Origin of the sequence: Caniella muris, from assembly GCF_943193035.1 — a bacterium.
Classification (GTDB): Bacteria; Actinomycetota; Coriobacteriia; order Coriobacteriales; family Atopobiaceae; genus Granulimonas; species Granulimonas faecalis.
Genome location: NZ_CALPCK010000002.1, coordinates 31,474 through 51,038, shown reverse-complemented (window position 1 = coordinate 51,038; position 19,565 = coordinate 31,474). Strand labels below are relative to the sequence as shown.

At 71.9% G+C, this 19,565-nt stretch carries 17 protein-coding genes; 1 reads left to right on the top strand and 16 read right to left on the bottom strand.

All coding sequences use genetic code 11. The features are described 5' to 3' along the window. Positions 1-2 precede the first annotated feature (2 nt). The 4 genes from deoC to NFR49_RS07295 form a co-directional block, all read right to left on the bottom strand. A complete protein-coding gene (gene deoC / locus NFR49_RS07310) occupies positions 3-707 on the bottom strand; it encodes a deoxyribose-phosphate aldolase (RefSeq protein ID WP_251158991.1) in 705 nt (234 codons plus the stop codon). A 152-nt stretch (positions 708-859) separates the two neighbouring features. Further along, entirely contained in the window at positions 860-1,642 is a 783-nt protein-coding gene (locus NFR49_RS07305) for a GntR family transcriptional regulator (protein WP_135978923.1), read from the bottom strand. Positions 1,643-1,797: 155 nt separating this feature from the next. Then, on the bottom strand, positions 1,798-3,054 hold the full coding sequence (locus NFR49_RS07300) for a sensor histidine kinase (protein ID WP_251158990.1): 1,257 nt from the start codon (positions 3,052-3,054) through the stop codon (positions 1,798-1,800). Continuing rightward, positions 3,051-3,758, bottom strand: coding sequence for a response regulator transcription factor (locus tag NFR49_RS07295; RefSeq protein WP_251158989.1), 708 nt, complete (start codon positions 3,756-3,758; stop codon positions 3,051-3,053). The genes NFR49_RS07300 and NFR49_RS07295 overlap by 4 nt, the downstream gene beginning before the upstream one ends. Before the next feature lie 194 nt (positions 3,759-3,952). Between NFR49_RS07295 and NFR49_RS07290 the strand changes: the two genes are divergently transcribed. Further along, positions 3,953-4,678 carry a C39 family peptidase gene (locus NFR49_RS07290; RefSeq protein WP_251158988.1) on the top strand — a complete coding sequence of 242 codons (726 nt, stop codon included), beginning with the start codon at positions 3,953-3,955 and terminating at the stop codon, positions 4,676-4,678. A 103-nt stretch (positions 4,679-4,781) separates the two neighbouring features. Here the strand turns inward: NFR49_RS07290 and tsaD are convergent, their stop codons facing one another. The 12 genes from tsaD to NFR49_RS07230 all read right to left on the bottom strand — a co-directional run bounded on the left by tsaD (position 4,782) and on the right by NFR49_RS07230 (position 19,433). Next, positions 4,782-7,172, bottom strand: coding sequence for a tRNA (adenosine(37)-N6)-threonylcarbamoyltransferase complex transferase subunit TsaD (gene tsaD, locus NFR49_RS07285; RefSeq protein WP_251158987.1), 2,391 nt, complete (start codon positions 7,170-7,172; stop codon positions 4,782-4,784). Between the two features lie 73 nt (positions 7,173-7,245). Further along, complete coding sequence (gene tsaE, locus NFR49_RS07280) at positions 7,246-7,791, bottom strand: tRNA (adenosine(37)-N6)-threonylcarbamoyltransferase complex ATPase subunit type 1 TsaE (protein ID WP_251158986.1); 546 nt, start codon at positions 7,789-7,791, stop codon at positions 7,246-7,248. Between the two features lie 2 nt (positions 7,792-7,793). Next, on the bottom strand, positions 7,794-8,459 hold the full coding sequence (locus NFR49_RS07275; RefSeq protein WP_251158985.1) for a uracil-DNA glycosylase: 666 nt from the start codon (positions 8,457-8,459) through the stop codon (positions 7,794-7,796). Between the two features lie 10 nt (positions 8,460-8,469). Next, positions 8,470-9,630 carry an alanine racemase gene (gene alr / locus NFR49_RS07270; RefSeq protein WP_251158984.1) on the bottom strand — a complete coding sequence of 387 codons (1,161 nt, stop codon included), beginning with the start codon at positions 9,628-9,630 and terminating at the stop codon, positions 8,470-8,472. A gap of 1 nt (position 9,631) precedes the next feature. Then, a complete protein-coding gene (locus tag NFR49_RS07265; RefSeq protein ID WP_251158983.1) occupies positions 9,632-11,257 on the bottom strand; it encodes an NAD(P)H-hydrate dehydratase in 1,626 nt (541 codons plus the stop codon). Positions 11,258-11,261: 4 nt separating this feature from the next. Next, on the bottom strand, positions 11,262-11,804 hold the full coding sequence (locus NFR49_RS07260; RefSeq protein ID WP_135978916.1) for a holo-ACP synthase: 543 nt from the start codon (positions 11,802-11,804) through the stop codon (positions 11,262-11,264). Between the two features lie 3 nt (positions 11,805-11,807). Further along, positions 11,808-13,652 carry a glutamine--fructose-6-phosphate transaminase (isomerizing) gene (gene glmS / locus NFR49_RS07255; RefSeq protein ID WP_251158982.1) on the bottom strand — a complete coding sequence of 615 codons (1,845 nt, stop codon included), beginning with the start codon at positions 13,650-13,652 and terminating at the stop codon, positions 11,808-11,810. A gap of 41 nt (positions 13,653-13,693) precedes the next feature. Further along, a complete protein-coding gene (glmM, locus tag NFR49_RS07250; protein WP_251158981.1) occupies positions 13,694-15,028 on the bottom strand; it encodes a phosphoglucosamine mutase in 1,335 nt (444 codons plus the stop codon). Between the two features lie 143 nt (positions 15,029-15,171). After that, positions 15,172-15,567: a 30S ribosomal protein S9 gene (gene rpsI, locus NFR49_RS07245; protein WP_135978913.1), complete on the bottom strand. Its 396-nt coding sequence runs from the start codon at positions 15,565-15,567 to the stop codon at positions 15,172-15,174. A 3-nt stretch (positions 15,568-15,570) separates the two neighbouring features. Further along, the gene (rplM, locus tag NFR49_RS07240; protein ID WP_135978912.1) at positions 15,571-16,008 is read right to left on the bottom strand and encodes a 50S ribosomal protein L13; all 438 of its coding nucleotides are present in this window, start codon (positions 16,006-16,008) and stop codon (positions 15,571-15,573) included. A 559-nt stretch (positions 16,009-16,567) separates the two neighbouring features. Next, complete coding sequence (locus NFR49_RS07235; RefSeq protein WP_251158980.1) at positions 16,568-17,446, bottom strand: patatin-like phospholipase family protein; 879 nt, start codon at positions 17,444-17,446, stop codon at positions 16,568-16,570. 127 nt (positions 17,447-17,573) lie between these two features. Beyond that, positions 17,574-19,433, bottom strand: coding sequence for a PTS mannitol transporter subunit IICBA (locus tag NFR49_RS07230; RefSeq protein WP_251158979.1), 1,860 nt, complete (start codon positions 19,431-19,433; stop codon positions 17,574-17,576). Between the last annotated feature and the right edge of the window lie 132 nt (positions 19,434-19,565).

Below are 19,565 nucleotides of genomic sequence, written 5' to 3'. Positions count from 1 at the left end.
CCCTACTCCCCCAGCACCTCGGGCGTGGAGCGGTACCCGATGCCCATGCGGTCGATGCCCTTGTCGATGAGCTCGAGGAAGTGCTCCCGGTCGCGGATGCAGCCGGAGCCCTTGACGCGGATCCTGCCCTCGCCGGCCTCCATCATGAGGTCCACGACCTCGTTGGTGGCGCCGCGCTGCTCGCCGCCGGTGTAGAAGCCGGTGGACGACTTGATGAAGTCCGCGCCGGCGGCCACGGCGCAGCGGGTGCCGGCCTGGATCTGCCCGGGGGTGAGGGCGTCCGTCTCGATGATGACCTTCACCAGGACGCCCTTGGCGTGGCAGGCCTCCACGACGGCGCGGATGTCCTCGGTCACGTAGTCGAGGTCGCCGGAGCGCAGGCGGCCGTAGTTGGCCACGATGTCGAGGTCCTGGATGTCGTAGCCGCCCATGATGGCCTCGGCCTGGGCCACCTTGGAGGCCGTGGAGCTGGTGCCAAAGGGGAAGTCGCACACCACGCAGAGACCGGTGCCGGTGCCCTCCACCATGGGGGCCACGATGGGCAGGCTCGACGGGTTGATACAGATGGTCGCGCAACCGAAGTCGATGCCCTCCTGGGCGTACCTCCTGATGTCCTCCACCGTGAACTCGGGTTTGAGGACCGACTGGTCGATGTAGGCGGCGAGCTCGGCGCGGGTCATCTCGGAGGCGGGCTTGGCGGGGGTCATGGCGCTCCTCTCTGCAAGGGGTCTGAAGGACTGTTCGAAGATACGACCGCTCGCAGGCGTTTTCGGGGAGCGTGGGAAAAACAACCCCTTGCTGCTGAACGTTCTGTACGTTTGCGGCGGGGCGATGGCCGGTATCCGCGCACACCGCGGCCCTAGGCGCGGCGATAGGCGGTGCCCTCGGCGGAGACGTCGAGCACGAACCGCGAGAGGGCGGCCGGCATGAGGATGACGCTCGTCTCGAACGGCAGGCCGTCGCCGTCGAGGGTCTGACGCACGCAGCGCAGGGCCGGGGCGCCGGGCTCCAGCCCCAGGGCCCGGGCCTCCCCCGCCGCCAGCGTGCAGGCCTCGTAGGCCTCCAGCGCCCGGGCGGGGAGCTTGCCGCTGCCGGCGGCGATGGCGGCGTAGAGGGAGCCCGTGCCCTCCACCTGCCCCCGGGAGAGACCGGGCACGAGGTCCTGCGGCACCCAGGCCGTCACATACTGCCGCGGCTCGCCGTCGGCCATGCGCACGCGCACCACCCGCCAGAGGGGCGTGCCCTCGGCCACCTGGAGCTGGCGGGCCTGACGCTCGTGAGCGGGCACGGCGGAGAGGTCCAGCAGGCGGGAGAAGGGCTCGCCGCCGGCGGAGCGCACCTGCCCGGAGAAGTTGAGGGCCGTTGAGATGTCCTCGGCCTCCTCGGGCCATCGGGCGAAGGTGCCGAGGCCCCGGCGGCGCACCACGCGGCCCTCGCGGGCGAGCTCGTCGAAGCAGCGGCGCACCGTGCCCCGGGAGAGGCCGAAGGCCCGGCAGAGCTCCTGCTCGGAGGGCAGCGGCTGGTCGGGACCCACGGCGCGCGCGGCGATGACCTGCAGGATGCGGTCCTTGAGCTGGCGGTAGAGCGGCGCCTGCGCCGCCGGGTCCAACGGCGGGGCGCACACGAGGGCGAGCACGTCCATGGGTCCTCCTCCGGTGGCCGACGGGACAAAGGTAACCGAGCGGCAGCGCGCGCGGCAAAGCGACCCGAGCGGCAGCGCCGGCCGGTGGGACAAAAGTGTCCGACCATTGGGACAAAAGTGTCCGGGTGATGGGACAGGCGGTGGGACGGGCGGGGTCAGCGGGGCAGCTCCACCGTGAACGTCGTCGTGCCGCCGGCGCTCTCCGCCCACACGCGGCCCCCGTGGGCCCGGGCGATCTCCTCCACGATGGAGAGGCCCAGCCCGGCCCCGGCGCCGTCGCCACGGGCGTCGTCGCCTCGCACGAACCGCTCGAAGACGTGGGGCAGCAGCTCCTCCGGGATGTCGGGCCCGTTGTCGCGCACCGTCATCCGCACGCCGCCGTCGGGGGCGCGGCCCACCCCCACCACGACCTCCGTGCCGTCGTCGCCGTGGGCCACGGCGTTCCTCACCAGGTTGGAGAGCATGCGGGCGGCCCGGCCCGGGTCCACGGCGGCCACGCACGGGCCGTCGGCCGCCACCCGCACCGTCAGGCCGTGGGCCGCGGCGTCGGGCATGGCCTCCTCGGCCACCTGCTCGCCGAGGAGCACAAGGTCGACTCGGCTCCTCTCCAAGGGGATGGTCTGCAGGTTGAACCGCGAGATCTCGAAGAGCTCCTCCACCAGGTCGCCGAGGCGCACCGCGCGCCCGTGGGCCACCGAGACGTAGCGGCGGCGGGCGTCCTCGGGCAGATCGGGCGACTCGTCGAGGAGCTCGAGGTAGCCGGTCACGGAGGTGAGCGGGGTCCGGAGGTCGTGGGCCAGGTAGGTCACGAGCTCGTCCTTGCGGCGCTCCGCGGCGAGCGCGGCCTCGTCGGCGGCCCTGGCGGCGGCGTCGGCCTCCAGGCGCTCCCGACGCACCGACTCCAGCTCGCGCCCGGCCACGGAGAGCTCCTCGGGCAGGCGCACCGGCGCCGCGGGGTCGCGCACGAGGTCGGTCACCGCGGCGGCGAGGTCGTCGAAGGCGTCGAGGTAGCGGCGCTGCGCCCAGAGGAACACGACCACCAGCCCGCCCAGGTAGACGACGACGGCCGCGGGGGCCTTGAGGTCGTGGAGGCGCGTGTAGAGCGTGATGTCGCGCACGCGGAAGACCTCCTCGCCCGAGGCCTCGTCGTAGGCGCCCACCACCTGGTAGGTCTTGCGGGGGTCGGAGAAGCGGCCCGTCTCCGCGAGGGCGTTGTAGTCCTCCACCGTGTAGGTGGCCCATGCGGAGTCGTTGGCCGCGATGGCCTCGCCGAGCGCGCTCACGAGGTCGCGCGAGCCCCATGCCACGAGGAGGCAGAACAGCGTCCACAGGGCCACCGCGAGCACGGTGCGGCCCTCGACGCGGCGGGCCAGGACGCGGGCCTGCTCGCTGCGGGAGACCCGCCGCCTCACCGGCCGTCGCCCGACACGCGGTAGCCCACGCCCCACACGGTCTGCACGTAGCCGCGGGAGGCGTCCACACGCTCGAGCTTGGCGCGCAGGCGCCGGATGTGCACCATCACGGTGTTGCGCGACGAGGCATCCGGCTCGGCGTCCCACACGCGGCGGAACAGGTCGCCCACGGGCACGGGGTCGCCGCCGGCGGCCATGAGCTCCTGGAGGAGGCGGAACTCCGTGGGCGTGAGGTTGAGGGGCACGTCGAGCAGCGACGCCCGGTGCGCCACGGGGTCGAGGGCCAGCGGGCCCACGCGCAGGCCGTGGGAGGAGCCCTCGCTGCGGCGCAGGCGCGCCCGGATGCGGGCCACGAGCTCGCGGGGGCGGAACGGCTTGGCCACGTAGTCGTCGCCGCCGATGGTGAGGCCCACCACCTGGCTGGTCTCGTCGTCCTTGGCGGAGAGGAAGATCACCGGCAGGTCGGGCTCGCGGGAGCGGAGGAGGCGGCACGTCTCGAAGCCGTCCATGCCCGGCATCATAACGTCGAGGACCACGAGGTCGACGGGGCCGTCGGTCACGGCGGCCAGGGCCTCCTCGCCGCTGCCCACTCCCACGAACCCCAGGCCCTCGCCCTCCACCAGGGCGCCCACCAGGCCCACGATGGCCGGGTCGTCGTCCACCACGAGGACCCGCGGCGTGCGCCCCTCTCGTCCCTCTCCCATGGCTCTCCCCTCTCCCCGCTCCGTTGCCTCCAGTCTAGGGGGACTGCGGGCGCCGAACGACCCTGTCAGGCCACCGTAAGGAATTCGTAAGTCACCCTTACGGGCTTGTCAGCAAGCGTAAGGCGCCCGTCACGGACTTTCCGGGAGGCAGGGCGGACGATGGGGACACCGAGACGCGCCGTGAGGAGGACCCCATGGACACGCGACCCACCACCGTTGCCGCCAACCCCCACCTGGACGAGAGCGCGGCGTTTCCCGCACCGGCGGCCTGGCAGGAGCCGCCCCACCGGCGCGTGGGCGCCATGGTGCTCATTGTCCTTGCGGCCGTGGTCGCCCTCTGCCTCGTGGCCGTGGCCTTTGGCCTGGCGGGCACGGCGGCGCGGGCGGCGGACGGCTCCTGGGCGAGCGACCCAGCGGGGCAGTGGCGGCAGGGCAGCGTGCCACGGCTGTACCAGACCGACCCCGCCTGGGCCGGGGAGCCCTACGCCGGGCAGACCGTCGGGGAGGCCGGCTGCGGGCCCACGTGCCTCTCGGCCGTGTACGTTGCCGTCACGGGCCGCGGCGACCTCACGCCGGTGGACGCCGCGCGCCTGTCGGAGCGGGGCGGACATGTGACCGACGGCCTCACCGCCTGGACCCTCATGGACGAGGGCGCCGCCTCGGTGGGCCTCGCGTCGCGGCCGGTGGCGACAGACGCCGGCGCCGTGCGGGCGGAGCTGGCCGCGGGCAGGCCCGTCATCGCCTCCATGGGCCCGGGCGACTTCACGAGCAGCGGGCACTTCATCGTGCTCACCGCCGTGGACGACGCCGGGCGCCTGCGGGTCATGGACCCCAACTCGGAGCCGAGGACCGAGCAGCCCTGGAACCTGGAGCGCACCCTCTCCCAGGCGCGGGCGCTGTGGTCCTTCTCCAAGGCGTGACAGCAGCGTGACAGCGGTGCTTGGCCCATCTGTCACTTCGCATGTTTCTCAGTTTATGACATCCACCCATGCCGGACGGTGAGGCCGGGGGCCGCAGGCGCCCCTACAGCGACATGTTGGGGTCCCCGTCCATCGACAGCGGGGCCAGCCGGCCGGCGCGGTAGTCGCGCAGGGCCACCAGCGCGATCATGGCGGCGTTGTCGGTGCAGGCGTTCATGGGCGGCACGGTCACCCGCACGCCCCGCTCGCCCAGGCGCTCACGGTAGGCCGCGCGCAGGGCCGGGTTGGCCGCGACGCCACCGCCCACGCAGAAGTCGTCCACGTCGCACTCCTCCACGGCCGTGAGGGCCTTGGCCACCTGCACGTCGATGACGGCGGCCTGGAAGCTCGCCGCGAGGTCCGGCAGGTCGATGGGGCGCCCGGCGGCGTTCTCGGCCTCGATGTGGGTGATCACCGCGGTCTTGAGGCCCGAGAGCGAGAACCGGTAGTCGTGGCTGTGGAGCATGGCCCGCGGGAACGCCACCGCCTTGGGGTCGCCCTGCTCGGCGAGGCGGCTGATCACGGGGCCGCCGGGGTAGCCCAGACCCAGGGCCTTGGCCACCTTGTCGAAGGCCTCGCCCACGGCGTCGTCGATGGTCTCGCCCAGCACCTCGTAGTCGCCCCAGTCGCGCACGTGCACGAGCATGGTGTGGCCGCCCGAGACGAGGCTCGCCACGAAGGGCGGCTCGAGGTCGGGGGTCTCGAAGAGGTTGGCGTAGAGGTGGCCCTCCAGGTGGTTCACCCCCACGAGGGGGACCCCGGCGGCCGCGGCGAGCCCCTTGGCGAAGGCGATGCCCACCACGAGGGCGCCCACGAGGCCGGGGCCCTGGGTGACGCCCACGCAGTCGAGGTCGGAGGCCAGAAGCGTCTTGCAGCCGAAGTGCGCGCCCGCCTGGGCCATGGCCTCCTCGAAGACGCCCACCACGGCCTCGGTGTGCTTGCGGCTGGCGATCTCGGGCACCACGCCGCCGAAGCGCGCGTGGAAGTCGATCTGGGTGGCAACCACGTTGGCCACGATCTCGCCCGTGCCGTCGATGACGGCCATGGCGGTCTCGTCGCAGGAGCTCTCGATGGACAGCACCAGCGGTTTTGCCGCCTCGACGGCAGCGGCGGCCTCGGCCGTGCGGCCCGCGTCGGCCATGGGCCAGGGCTCCACGGCGGCCGTGGGGTCGGGCAGGTCGTCGCTGGCGGCGATGGACAGGGGCAGGGACGCCGTGAGGATGAGGGCGTCGTGGCCGCTGCCGTAGTAGTCGGGGCGCCGGCCGGCCTCGGAGAAGCCCACGGAGCCGTAGAGCGCCCGGGCGGCGGCATTGTCCTCGAAGACCTCGAGGGACGCCGTGCGGGCGCCGAGCATCTGGCCGTCGTAGGTCACCCGGGCCAGGAGCCTGCGGCCGACGCCCTCCCGGCGCCGGGCCGGGCTCACGCAGACGTCGAGCACCTCGAGGTCGTCGCCGGCCATCTGGGCGCCGGCGAAGCCCACCACCTCGCCCTGGTCGTGGGCCACCCACCAGGTGCGGCCCTCGGCCCCCAGCTCCTGGGAGAACATGGCCTCGCTCCACGGCGTGTGCTCGGTGCCGGCGAAGACGGCGTCCTCGAGCAGCGCCACCTGGGGCACGTCGTTCACACCCATGGGGCGCAGCTGGAGGTGGCGGCCGGCCAGGGCGTCGTCGACGCCGGTGGTGGCCACGGTGGCCGGCTCGGCCATGCCCAGGCGCTTGAGCTCGTTCTCCTCGGCGTCCGAGAGGCGCGTGTACACCGGCAGGACGAGGGCTGGGTGGCCGTCGCCCTCCCAGAGGGCGGGGTCGGCCGCGGCCGAGAGGAGCAGCGACTCCCCCGTGGGGTGCCAGAGGTCCTCGGGCAGCACGGCGGCGAGGCCCGCCTCGGCAAAGAGCCCGCGGTACTTCCTGAGGCCGTCGCCGGTGAGCTGGATGTCGGCGCCGTCCGCACGGTCGGCCCACGCCGCCGCGGCGGCCGGTGCCTTCATCACCGTCTCCACCGAGAAGAGCCGCTTGGGACCCTCGTCGTCCACGCCGTAGAGGCCCGGGTAGACCTCGCGGCGCATGGCGTCGCCCACCACGCCCACGAGGCCGCGCACGCCGGCGGCCCAGGCGCGCCAGGCCACGGCGTCCAGGGTGGAGGCGCCCGCCACCGGGCGGTCGAGCCCGCAGCCCAAGCCCTTGGCCGTGGCGATGCCGATGCGCACCCCCGTGAAGGACCCGGGGCCGCGGCCCACCACCACGCGGTCCACGTCGCCCATGGAAAGGCCCGCCTCGTCGAGGAGGCCCAGGCACGTGGGCACGAGCTCCACGTTGGCTTGGCGACGGCATGGACGGTCGCCCGAGGCCAGGACCTCCACGCGCCGGCGGCCGTCCCCCTCGCCCACCCGCGCCACGGCACAGGCAAGCTCGTCGGTGGAGGTGTCGAAGGCAAGGACGACGCGGTCTTGTGTGGTCATGGGCAGGTCCTCCAAAGGCTCGGGTTGCACCACGCCATTCTAGTTCCCCGGGACGCCCGTGAAGAGACGGACCTCAGCCGACAGACCCCGCCACCGCCGCGTCCAGGGCCGCCGCGAGCTCCGCGCCCCGCACGCCCGCGCCCCGCACCTCCACGGTCCGGGCAGGCTCGGCACCGCCCTCCACGGGCGCGCGCGATATGACCACGTCCAGGCGCTCGTCGCCGAGGTCGTCGGCAAAGGCCTCGCCCCACTCCACCAGGCTCGCCCCCTCCACGCCGGCGACGTCGAGCACGCCGGCGTCGCCCAGCTGGTCGGCGTCGTCCAGGCGGTAGAGGTCGAAGTGGTAGAGGTCCAGGGTCTCGCCCCGGTGGACGGCCATGATGTTGAACGTGGGGCTCGTGACGTCGTCGGTGCAGCCCAAGGCCCGGGCCACCCCCTTGGTGAGCTGGGTCTTGCCGGCCCCGAGGTCGCCCGTGAGGATCACGAGGTCGCCCTCGCCGAGAAGGGCCCCCAGAAGCTCCCCCAGGGCCTGGGTGGCCTCGGCCGAGGTGGAGGCGTAGCGGCCCTCCCCGGTGCGGGTGAGGCCGTCCATGGCGGCATCGTCGCAGGTGGCACCCATCGTCACTCCTCCCCCGCCGGCTCGGCACCCGTGGCCGGCTCGGCGCCCCCGGCAGTCGCGGCGCCCGCGGCCGGGTGCTCGGCCAGCCACTGGCCGAGCAGCGCGAAGTCTGCCTCGAGGCTCGCCTGCTTGGTGCGGTCGTAGATGGCCGCGGCGGGGTGGAACACCGGCAGCACGTGGAAGTGCCCCGTCTCGTAGAAGCGGCCGCGGAGCGACGTGATGCCCTGCTCGGTACGCAGGATGAACCTCGTGGCGAAGTTGCCCAGGCACACGATGACGTCGGGCCAGACGCTGCGGATCTGCTCCCGCAGGAACGGGCTGCACTCCGCGATCTCCTCGGGCCGCGGGTCGCGGTTGGAGGGCGGGCGGCACTTGAGGACGTTGCAGATGAAGACGTCGTCGCGCCTGAGCCCGGCGATCTCGAGCAGGGCGTCGAGCTTCTTGCCGGCGGCCCCCACGAAGGGCACGCCGGAGAGGTCCTCGTTCTTGCCCGGGGCCTCGCCCACGATGACCACGCGGGCGCAGGGGTCGCCGTCGCCGAACACGATGTTCGTGCGCGTCTCGCAGAGCGGGCACCGGCGGCAGTCGCCGAGGAGGTCGCGCACGGCCGACAGCGGCACCTCGCCGGGGCGCTGGTTCTCGTAACCCGGGATCTTGAGCATGGCCATGGCCGCCCCCTTAGACGTAGACCTTCTCGAGCCTGAGGCCGAAGTCGCAGACGACCTCGTAGTTGATGGTGCCCGACAGCTCGGCGAGCTCCTCGGCCGTTATCTCCTCGTCGCCGTCCACACCCATGAGGGTGACGAGGTCCCCCTCCTCCACGGGGCCGCAGGGGCGGTACTGCCGCACCTGGTTGACCTCAACGGCGAACATGCACTGGTCCATGCAGACGTTGCCCACCTGGCGGTGGCGGCGGCCGCGGCAGAGCACCTCGGCGCGGTTGGAGAGGATGCGCCCGTAGCCGTCGGCATAGCCGATGGGAATCGTGGCCACCTGCACCGAGGAGGTGGTCACGCGCCAGGTCATGCCGTAGGAGACCCCCGTGCCCACCGGCGGCCACCCGCAGCGGGTGACCCGGGCGCGCACGGCCATGGCCGGCTCGAGGTCGATGTGGTCGCGGCTGGGCTCGCAGGGGTGCAGGCCGTAGAGGCCGATGCCCACGCGCACCATGTCGTAGTGGGTGTCCTTGTGGAGCACCACCGAGGGGGTGTTGTCGCAGTGGACGAGGCCCGGGTCGAACCCGGCGTCGCGCAGGGCCGCCACGGCCTCGTCGAAGTGGCTGCGCTGGAGCTCCCAGTCCCAGTCGCCCGGCACGTCGGCCGTGGCGAAGTGCGTGAAGGTGCCGGCGCACACGAGGCCGGAGTGGAAGTCCACGGCGCGCCGGAACTCCACGGCCTCGGCCCAGGGCACGCCGATGCGCGTCATGCCAGTGTCGAGCGCCAGGTGGTAGGCCCCCTGGCGGCCCCCGGCCGCGGCGTACTCGCCGTAAGCCAGGGCGAACTCCGTGGTGTAGACCGAGGGCATGAGGTCGTAGGCGAGGAGGTCGGGGATGGCCGTGGCGGGGGGCTGCGAGAGGACGAGGATGGGCTTGGAGACCTCGGCCTCGCGCAGGGCGATGCCCTCGCGCACCGTGGCCACGGCGAAGGCGTCGGCGCCGGACGCGGCCATGAGGGGCGCGCACACGGCGGCGCCGTGGCCGTAGGCGTCGGCCTTCACCACGCACATGAGCTTGACGCCCCGCGCGAGCCGCTTCTTGTACTCGCGGGTGTTGTGGCGGATGGCGGCTCGGCTCACCTCCACCCAGGCCCAGCGGGTGTCGGGGCAGCGGCTCTCCGCCACCTCACTCACCTTCCTCGGGCGACACGCCGGCGGCGGCCAGCGAGACCTGCTCCTCCATGGCGTCGAGGGCGAGGCCGAGGTTGCCGATGAGGTCGGAGGCCATCACGCCGCGGCTGCCGTGGGCCTCGGCGGCGAGGTTGGCGGCGAACCCATGGACCTCGCAGGCGAAGGCGCACACGAGGGGCAGCACGTCGTTCTCCACGACGCCGCGGGCGAGGAGCGCCGCCATGATGCCGCCGAGCACGTCGCCGGAGCCGGCGGTGGCCAGGCACGCGGGGCCGGGCTTGGGGAGCAGGGCGATCTCGACGCCCACGCAGCCCGTAGCCTCGCCCTTGGTCACCACGCAGATGTCGGAGCCGCCGTCGGCCCAGACGATGCGGCGCGCGGCCTCGAGGGCGGCGGTGAGGGAGCTGGGCGGCTCGCCGGGCTGGCCCACGAGGCGGCCGAGCTCGCGGCGGTGCGGGGTGAGCACGAGGGGTGCCTCGCGGCGGATGAGCTCGGGGAAGTTGTCCAGGCGGTTCGTGGTCATGCGCGACAGCGCGTTGAGGGCGTCGGCGTCGAGCACGAGGGGGACGTTGCACTCGAGGAGCGACGAGACCACCGAGACGGTGTCGGCGCACACCCCCATGCCGGGACCGCAGAGCACGCAGCTGCGCTGCTCGGCCATCTTGACGATCTCCGTGCGGGCGTCGGCCGAGAACATCCCCTCCTCGTTGGTGGGGAGCCCCACCACGGGGATCTCGAGGAGGTGGGTGCGGCACACCGTGGCGATGCGGTCGGGCACCACGAGGGTGACGTAGCCGGCGCCGGAGCGGGCGGCCGCCATGGCGGCCATGACGGCGGCGCCGGGGAAGCGCGTGGAGCCGCCCACCACGAGGACGGAACCGCGGGAGTACTTGTCGACGTCGGCCGTGGGCTCCTGGAGGGTCTCGAGGTAGTCGGCCGTGTCGCAGCGCCAGGCCACCGGGTCGGCCTCCACCACGAGGCGCTCGGCCTGCTCGGCGAGGGGCGCGAGCACGATGGCGCCGCAGACGTCGCGGCCGCGGCCCGAGAGCAGGCCCGGCTTGAGGCAGATCATGGTCACCGTGGTGTCGGCGAAGACGGCGCCGCCCGGGGCGTGGCCGGTCTGGGCCGAGAGGCCGCTCGGCACGTCCACGGCCACCACGTGGGCGCCGCTGGCGTTGACCGCGTCGATCCAGATGTCGAAGGGCGCGGCAGGCTCGCCGTGGAACCCGGTGCCGAGCAGGGCGTCCACCACCACGGCCGCCTGGGCCAGGTGGGCGTCGAGCTCGTCGCGGCTGGGGGCCACGAAGAACGGCACGCCGGCGTTCACGGCCGACTGGGCGACCATGAGGGCGAGCGGGCTCTTGAGGGCCTCGGGCTCCACGGGGGTCATGACCTCCACCTGGGCGCCGGCCTTGGCCATGAGCTCGGCCGCCACCCAGCCGTCGCCGCCGTTGTTGCCGGTGCCGCAGAGCACCACCACGGGCCCGAGGTTGCCGAGGTCGAGCACCTCCTGGGCCACGGCGTGGCCGGCGCGGCGCATGAGCTCGGCGAGGCTCACGCCCTCCAGCGTGAGGTCCTGCTCGACCTTGCGGACGTCTTCGACGTTGAGAACCGGTTGCATGGGATCAGACCTCCTCGGGGCCCGCGGGCGCGGGCTGGGCCGCCTGGGCGGCCTTCCATTCTGTCTCCTGGACGCGCTCCAGGTCGTCGAGGACCGAGCGCGCCTCCTTGAACGAGCGGGTGAGCTCGGCCGCCGGGTCGGGCCGCTCCTCCTTGGGAGGGCGGGCGTCCTCGGTCACCGCCACGGCGATGGCCTGGGCCACGTCGCGGGTGTGGGAGAGCGAGAGCGCCACCTCCACGACACCCCGCTCGGCGGCCAGCCGGGCGGCGGCGCCGGCGAGACGCGCCTTGGGGGCGCCGGTGCGCGGGTCGGGCACCACCGAGACGTCGGCGAGGCCCATACCCGCGAAGCCGCAGCCCAGGGCCTTGAGCACGGCCTCGCGGGCCGCGAAGCGCGCGGCGTACGACTCCGCGGGCCGGGCCCGGCCGTCGCAGTAGGCGCGCTCCTCGGCCGTGAACACCCGCTCCCTGAACCGGGGCGTGCGCTCCAGCACCCGCTCCATGCGGGCGATCTCGACCATGTCGACCCCGACGCCGGCGCAGGCCACGGGCTACTCTACCGTGACCGACTTGGCGAGGTTGCGCGGCTTGTCCACGTCGCAGCCGCGGGCCAGCGCCACGTAGCGGGCCAGCATCTGCAGGTGCACCACGGCCACGATGGGCACGTAGTACTCGGGCGCCGGCGGGATCATGAGCAGGTAGTCGGAGAGCTGGGCGATCTTCTGGTCGCCGTCCGTGGCCACCGACACCACCACGGCACCGCGGGCCTTGACCTCCTGGATGTTGGAGATGGTCTTGTAGCGCACGCGGTCGTCCGGGCAGATGACCACCACGGGGAAGCCCGAGTCGATGAGGGCGATGGGGCCGTGCTTCATCTCGCCCGCCGGGTAGGCCTCGGCGTGGAGGTAGCTGATCTCCTTGAGCTTGAGGGCGCCCTCGGCGGCCGTGGTGGAGTTGAGCCCGCGGCCCAGGAACAGCGACGAACCGGCGTCGACGAAGGCACGGGCCGCGGCCTCGTCCTGCCACGCGCGGGCGAGCACCTCGCGGATGAGGCCGGGCACGCGCTCGAGCTCGCGGAAGCGGCGGGAGACCTCGCGGTAGCCGAGGGAGCCGTTGCGCTGGGCGAGGAACAGGGCCACGAGCACGGAGGCCACCATCTGGGCCGTGTAGGCCTTGGTGGAGGCCACGGCCACCTCGGGGCCGGCCTGCACGTAGAGGACGCCGTCGGCCTCGCGGGCGGCGGAGGAGCCGATGACGTTGGTCACGGCGAGCACCTTGGCACCGGCGGCATGCATCTTGCGGGCGCTGGCCAGGGTGTCGGCCGTCTCGCCGGACTGGGTGATGATGATGCAGAGGGTGTGGTCGGAGACCAGCACGTCCTCGTAGTTGAACTCGCTGGCGGGCTCCACCGAGACCGGGATGCGCGCCCACGACTCGATGAGGGAGCGGGCGATGAGGCCCACGTGGTAGGAGGTGCCGCAGGCCACGATGTAGACGCGGTCGATGGCGGCGATCTCGGCGTCGGTCATCTCGAGCTCGTCGAGGCGGATGCCCTTGGGCGTGAGGCGGTCCTTGAGGAGGCGCTCGATGGCCTCGGGCTGCTCGGCGATCTCCTTGGCCATGAAGTCGGGGTAGTCGCCCATGGCGGCGGCGCCGGCGTCCCAGTCGATGTCGAAGGAGTCGGGCTCGGCGCAGGCGGAGAGGTCGCTCTCGAAGACCTCCACGGTGCCGTCGGGCGAGAGGCGCGCGAGCTGGCCGTCGTCCAGGTTGACCACGTGGTTGGTGATGCCGGCGAGGGCCGTGACGTCGGAGGCGGCGTAGGCGCCGTCGTCGGTGGAGGCGAGCACCAGGGGCGAGCCCTTGCGGGCGCAGACGATGGTGCCGGGGTCCGCGGCGTCCACGAGGGCCATGGCCCAGGAGCCCTCGAGGCGCGAGCAGGCCAGGGAGACGGCCGTGAGCAGGTCGCCCTCCGCGGGGCCGGCCAGGGCGTCCTCCACCAGGTGGGCGATCACCTCGGAGTCGGTCTGGGAGCGGAACGTGTGGCCCGCCCGGGAGAGCTCCTCCTGGAGGGCCTGGTAGTTCTCCACGATGCCGTTGTGCACCACGGAGAGGGTGCCGTCGCAGTCCTGGTGCGGGTGCGCGTTGGCGTCGCTCGGCTCGCCGTGGGTGGCCCAGCGGGTGTGGGCGATGCCGCAGGTGGAGGCGGTGTCGAACCGCTCGCAGAGCTCGGCGAGGGCGGCCACGCGGCCCTTGCACTTGATCTGGAGGATGTCGTCCTGGGGCGTCACGAGCGCCACGCCCGCGGAGTCGTAGCCGCGGTACTCGAGGGTGGTCAGGCCGTCGATGAGGAAGGGCAGCGCCTGACGCGCGCCGGTGTAGCCAACGATGCCGCACATGACAGGTCTCCTTTGGTCTGGTTTGCGGGGGACGGCCCCGTCTAGGCGAGGGCGCGGATGACGTCGGCCACGGACTCGGCGAGCTCGGCGGCGAGGTCCTCGGTCTCAGCCTCCACCATGACGCGCATGAGGGGCTCGGTACCGCTGGCGCGCACGAGGATGCGGCCGTTGCCGGCCAGGCGCTCCTCGGCGGCGGCCACGGCGGCCGTCACGGAGTCGTCGCCCATGGCGACGTCCTTGTCCCCCACGGTGACGTTCACGAGCTTCTGGGGGAACAGACGCACGGGGCGCACGAGCTCGGCCAGGGTCTCGCGCTCGGCGCGGATGACCTCCATGACCCGGAGGCTCGTCATGATGCCGTCGCCGGTCTTCTCGATGTCGCCGAAGATGATGTGGCCGGACTGCTCGCCGCCGAGGGAGTAGCCGTTCTCGCGCATGCAGGCGAAGACGTTCTTGTCGCCCACCGCGGTGGTCTCGTAGTTGAGCTGGGCGATCTCGAGGGCCTTGAGGAACCCGAAGTTGCTCATGACCGTGGGCACCACGGTGCCGCCGGCCAGGCGGCCGTGCTTGTTGAGGTACTTGCCGCACACGTAGAGGATGAGGTCGCCGTCCACCACGCGGCCGCGGTCGTCCACGGCCAGGCAGCGGTCGGCGTCGCCGTCGTAGGCGAAGCCCACGTCGAGGCCTTGCTCCACCACGAGGCGCTGGAGGCGCTCGATGTGGGTGGAGCCGCAGTCGACGTTGATGTTGAAGCCGTCGGGGGCGTTGTTGATCACGCGGACGTCGGCGCCGAGGGCGTCGAACACGGGTTTGGCCACGGAGGAGGCGGCGCCGTTGGCGCAGTCCAGGCCCACCTTGACGCCCTGGAGCGAGAAGTTAGCGCTGGCGATGAGGTGCGCGATGTAGCGGTTGCGGCCCTGCATGTAGTCCACGGTGCAGCCGATCTCGTTGCCGGTGGCCAGCGGGATCTCGAACTCGCCGTCGATGTAGGCCTCCACGCGCTCGAGCACGGCCTCGTCCATCTTGAAGCCCTCGCGGTTGACGAGCTTGATGCCGTTGTCGGTGAAGGGGTTGTGGGACGCGGTGATCATGATGCCGCAGTCGAAGCTGCCGTCCACCACCTCGTAGCACACGCCCGGGGTGGGGATGACGTGGAGCATGTAGACGTCGGCGCCGGAGGCCACGAGGCCGGAGATGAGCGCCGCCTCGAACATGTAGCTGGAGCGGCGGGTGTCCTTGCCGATGACCACGCGGGCCTTGCGGCCCTGCTCGAGGCCGTAGTGCCAGCCCACGTACCGGCCGATCTTGAAGGCCTGGTCGACGTTGAGGCCCTCGTTGGCCCTTCCTCGGAAGCCGTCGGTGCCGAAGTACTTCATCTGCTATCTCCTTTTTAGCTGCTTTCAGCGGATGAGCGCGATGTGGGTGGCGCCTCGCCTAATCGTAGCGAACGAAAAGGGGCCCGTCGCGGACGACGGGCCCCCACAGGACAATCTTCGTGGCGACTGCGCAGATGCCAGGCTTAACGCTTGGAGAACTGCGGGCGCTTGCGGGCCTTCTTGAGGCCGTACTTCTTGCGCTCGACGGCACGGGCGTCACGGGTGAGGAAGCCGGCCTTCTTGAGCTCGGGGCGGTAGTCGCCGGCCTCGAGGAGGGCGCGGGCGACGCCGAGGCGCACGGCGCCGGACTGGCCGGAGATGCCGCCGCCGTCGCACTTGGCGAGGACGTCGAAGCGGCCCTGGGTGTCGGTCACGCGGAAGGGGGCGAGGGCGGCGTCGACCAGGTGCTGGCGGCCGAAGTAGGCCAGGGCGTCCTTGCCGTTGACGATGAACTTGCCGGTGCCCGGGATCAGGCGCACGCGGGCCACGGCCTCCTTGCGGCGGCCGGTGCCGTAGTAAACAACAGTGTTCTCAGCCATGGGTTAGCCCTCCAGCTCGATCTTGACGGGGTTCTGGGCCTCGTGGGGGTGCTCAGGGCCGGCGTAGACCTTGAGCTTGCCGAACTGCTGGCGACCCAGGGTGGTCTTGGGGAGCATGCCCTTGACGGCGTGCTCGATGACGCGCTCGGGGTGCTTGGCCATGGCCTCCTCGAACGACTCCGTCTTGAGACCGCCGAGCCAGCCAGAGTAGCGCCAATAGCTCTTCTGGGCGGCCTTGTTGCCGGTAAGCTGGACCTTATCGGCGTTGATGACGATCACGAAATCGCCGGTGTCGACGTGCGGGGTGTACTGCGGCTTGTTCTTGCCGCGCAGGATCGTGGCGATCTGCGTGGCGAGACGGCCGAGGACGGCACCGTCAGCGTCGATGAGGACCCACTTGCGGGCGACCTCGCCGGGCTTGGCGTACTTGGTCGACTTCATGCTACGAACTCCTCCATGCATTGGTGGTACGTGTTCTTTTACGAGGTTACGGGGCTCAGCAAAAGAAGCCTGTCGATTGTACACGAACGGCCCAGAAAAGCGCCGGTAGTTTGGGCTTTCTCCACAGGTGGGTCACGGCGCCCCGCGCCGGGGGCCCGAGACCCGGCCGAGGGGCGCCCCCGAGGGGTTCCGCACGGGGCGGGACCGTGGCGCTCCCCCGCCCTCTAGGGGCGCAGGCGAACGGAGAGGCGCCCTCCAGGGGCCCCGTGGCGCACATGCCTTTTAGAGTGCGCCCCGCAAGGCGGTCCTGCGGCAAGGCGGCCTTGGAGGGGGCCTCCCGGCCGCAACCGGCCGTTGCAGGGTGGCCCGACCGCCCCGCAACGGCCGGTTGGGACAGGCTTCTCGCGCAGGGCGCCCCTGGAGGGGGCGTCTGCGGCGCCGCGGGGCGGGCGCCTCGGGGCGGGCACCGCATGGCATAAACCATCGAATATGCGAAGTGACAGATGGGCCGGGCACCGCTGTCACGCCGCTGTCACGCCGGGTCTCGGGCCGCGGGGGCCTAGTGGAGGGTGGGGTTTCCCTCCCAGCCCAGCGACTGCAGGAGCGCGGTGCCCATGCGGCGGCCGTCCACGTAGAGCTCCAAGAGCTTGGTGCCGTCCTCCTCCATGAGGGCGAGCTCCACCGGGGCGGAGGGGGCCACCACGTGGGCCACGCCCTCGGCCTCGAGCTCGAAGACGTGGTCCAGCTGCGCGTTGTAGCGGGCCCCGCGGGTCTCCAGGGCCTCGAGGTAGTAGGGGTAGTCGCTGTAGAGGCGGCGCGCCACGCCCATGAGGGAGTAGGTCTCGGACTTGCGGTAGCCGCGGTGCTGGGTGAGCACCACCACGAGCTCGTCGGCGCCGTCGGCCAAGGCCCGCTCCACCGGCACGGAGTCGCAGGTGCCGCCGTCGAGGAGCCGGCGCCCGTCGTAGGCGACCACCTCGGAGAGGCACGGGAGCGAGGAGGAGGCCATGACGGCGTCCATCTGCGCGGGGAGGTCGGCCACCTCGAGGTAGGCCGCCGTGCCGAAGGTGAGATCCGAGGCCACGACGGTGAAGGGGACGGGGTCGGCGTTGAAGGCGGCGCAGTCGAAGGGGTCGATGCGCGTGTTGACCGTGTCGTAGAGGAACTCTCGCCCGGTGACGTTGCCGGTGAGGGCGAGGCTCCGGAGGCTCATGAACGCGGGGTTGTCGCGGGCGGCCAGCGTGTCGCGGCAGAACCGGCCGACCTGCCCCGCCTTGAAGTTGGCGCCGTTGATGGCGCCGGCGGACACGCCGTAGATGTGGCTGAAGTCGCGGAAGCCCTGCTCGAGGAAGACGTCGAGCACGCCGGCCGTGAACATGCCGCGCATCCCGCCGCCCTCGAGCACGAGGGCGACCTTCCTGCCGGTATCCTGCTCCATCGCACGCCCCTCCCGCCAGGTTCCCGTCGTATTGGGTCAGGATACCCCGTCGGGGGCGGGACGGAACGGGGGCCGGGCCCCGGGATCGGCTCCCCGGCGCCCGGCCCCCTCGCCCCGTGGCGGCGGCCTAGCTCAGCTGCTCGAGCATCCACTCGGGGTCGTCGCAGACCTTCATCTTCTCGAGCACGGCCTCGTCGGAGATCACGTTCACGAGGTTGGAGAGGACCGTGAGGTGCTCGTCGCCCTTGCCGGCGATGCCAAAGAGCAGGTGGGCCTTCTCGCCGCCCCACTCGACGCCGTCGGGGTACTGCAGCACCACCACGCCGGTCTCCTTCACCGACTCCTTGGCCTCGCCGGTGCCGTGGGGGATGGCCACGCCCATGCCCATGTAGACGCTCGTGAGCTCGTCGCGCTCCACCATGGCGTCGATGTAGGCCTCGTCGACGCATCCCTTCTCCACGAGCACCCGGCCGGTGGCACGGATGGCGCTCTCGCGGTCGACGCTGGGCAGGCCGAGGTGGATGGAGTCGAGGGTGATGGCCAGGGAGCCGAGGTCGGGCTCGGGCTCCGGCTCCGGCTCGGGGGCCACGGGCTGGGTCTCCATGAGCTCGGAGGCGTGGGAGAGCTCGGTGAGGGCGCCGTAGAGGCTGTCGAGGGCCGGATCGTCCAGGAAGTTGTCGATGACCACGATCTGGGCCTGCGGGGCGCTCGAGCGGGCGCGCTCGGAGAGGATGCGCTGGCAGACCACGATGGCGGCGTCCGCGGGCACGGTGTCGACCGAGGAGTGCTCCACCGTGAGGTCGGGGCGCACGGCCTTGATGCGGTTGCGGAAGCGGGTGGCGCCCATGGCCGAGGAGCCCATGCCGGCGTCGCAGGCGAAGACGATCTTGGCGTCCTCGGTGTTGGAGATGACCACGGCCTCGGCGGTGCCGAGCTGGGCGCGCAGGTCCTCGGCGGCCTCGTCGGCGGCGGCGGGGGCGGTGGCGCGGAGCATGGGCGCGGCAATGAGGAACGAGACGCCGGCGGAGATGGCCACGCCCGCGACGGTGGGCAGCATGTAGGCGGCGGGCGTCATGGACAGGTACGCGATGATGGAGCCCGGGGACGCGGGGGCCACGAGGCCGCAGCCGGTCATGGAGAACCAGGCGATGGCGGCGGCGGAGCCGGCGATGGGGGCCACGATGAGCTTGGGGTTGGACAGCACGTAGGGGAAGTAGATCTCGTGGATGCCGCCGAAGAAATGGATGACCACGGCGCCGGGGGCGGACTGCCTGGCCTTGACGTCGCGGGAGAACAGGCAGTAGGCCAGGAGCACGCCCACGCCGGGGCCCGGGTTGCTCTCGAGCATGTACATGATGGAGCGGCCCATGGTGGCGGCCTGCTCGGCCCCGATGGGGCTCAGGATGCCATGGTTGATGGCGTTGTTGAGGAACAGAATCTTGGCGGGCTCGATGAAGACGGCGAGCAGCGGCAGGAGGCCGTGGTTGACCAGCACGGCGACGCCGGCGGACAGCACCACGAGGATGGTCTCCATGACGGGGGCCGCGGCGTAGTAGCCCACGATGGTGAGCAGGAGGCCGATGATGCCGACGGAGAAGTTGTCCACGAGCATCTCGAAGCCGCCGGGGGTGTGGTCGTGGGCCCACAGGTCGAAGCGCCTGACGCATAGGCCGGCGAGCGGGCCCATGACCATGGCGCCCATGAGCATGGTGTAGTCGGAGCCCACGATGCAGCCCATGACGGCGATGACGCCGGCCACGCGGCCGCGGTCGCCGCCGGTGATGTAGCTGCCCTGGCCGGCGATCATGATCGGCAGCAGGTACTTGAGCATGGGGTCGGAGATCTGGGCCAGCTGCTCGTTTGGGATCCAGCCCGAGGCGATGAACAGCGCGGCCAGGAAGCCCCAGGCGATGAACGCGCCGATGTTGGGCATGACCATGGAACTCAGGAACTTTCCGAACCTCGAGACGCTCTCTTTTATAGACACGGCGCTTCCTCCCCTGCTCGCCTCCCGGCCCGCCCCGTGCGGGCCGCAATCGGTGGACCCCATACTATTGTTGTTGTTTCGACAGATACATGGACTTCAGTTCGTAGTCAGATGAACGGTATCATCTTCGCC

Excerpts from the sequence above, each read along its gene's own strand:
- deoC (WP_251158991.1), bottom strand. The coding sequence starts at position 707 with ATGACCCCCGCCAAGCCCGCCTCCGAGATGACCCGCGCCGAGCTCGCC.
- NFR49_RS07305 (WP_135978923.1), bottom strand. The coding sequence starts at position 1,642 with ATGGACGTGCTCGCCCTCGTGTGCGCCCCGCCGTTGGACCCGGCGGCG.
- NFR49_RS07295 (WP_251158989.1), bottom strand. The coding sequence starts at position 3,758 with ATGGGAGAGGGACGAGAGGGGCGCACGCCGCGGGTCCTCGTGGTGGAC.
- NFR49_RS07290 (WP_251158988.1), top strand. The coding sequence starts at position 3,953 with ATGGACACGCGACCCACCACCGTTGCCGCCAACCCCCACCTGGACGAG.
- tsaD (WP_251158987.1), bottom strand. The coding sequence starts at position 7,172 with ATGACCACACAAGACCGCGTCGTCCTTGCCTTCGACACCTCCACCGAC.
- tsaE (WP_251158986.1), bottom strand. The coding sequence starts at position 7,791 with ATGGGTGCCACCTGCGACGATGCCGCCATGGACGGCCTCACCCGCACC.
- NFR49_RS07275 (WP_251158985.1), bottom strand. The coding sequence starts at position 8,459 with ATGGCCATGCTCAAGATCCCGGGTTACGAGAACCAGCGCCCCGGCGAG.
- NFR49_RS07265 (WP_251158983.1), bottom strand. The coding sequence starts at position 11,257 with ATGCAACCGGTTCTCAACGTCGAAGACGTCCGCAAGGTCGAGCAGGAC.
- glmS (WP_251158982.1), bottom strand. The coding sequence starts at position 13,652 with ATGTGCGGCATCGTTGGCTACACCGGCGCGCGTCAGGCGCTGCCCTTC.
- glmM (WP_251158981.1), bottom strand. The coding sequence starts at position 15,028 with ATGAAGTACTTCGGCACCGACGGCTTCCGAGGAAGGGCCAACGAGGGC.
- rpsI (WP_135978913.1), bottom strand. The coding sequence starts at position 15,567 with ATGGCTGAGAACACTGTTGTTTACTACGGCACCGGCCGCCGCAAGGAG.
- rplM (WP_135978912.1), bottom strand. The coding sequence starts at position 16,008 with ATGAAGTCGACCAAGTACGCCAAGCCCGGCGAGGTCGCCCGCAAGTGG.
- NFR49_RS07235 (WP_251158980.1), bottom strand. The coding sequence starts at position 17,446 with ATGGAGCAGGATACCGGCAGGAAGGTCGCCCTCGTGCTCGAGGGCGGC.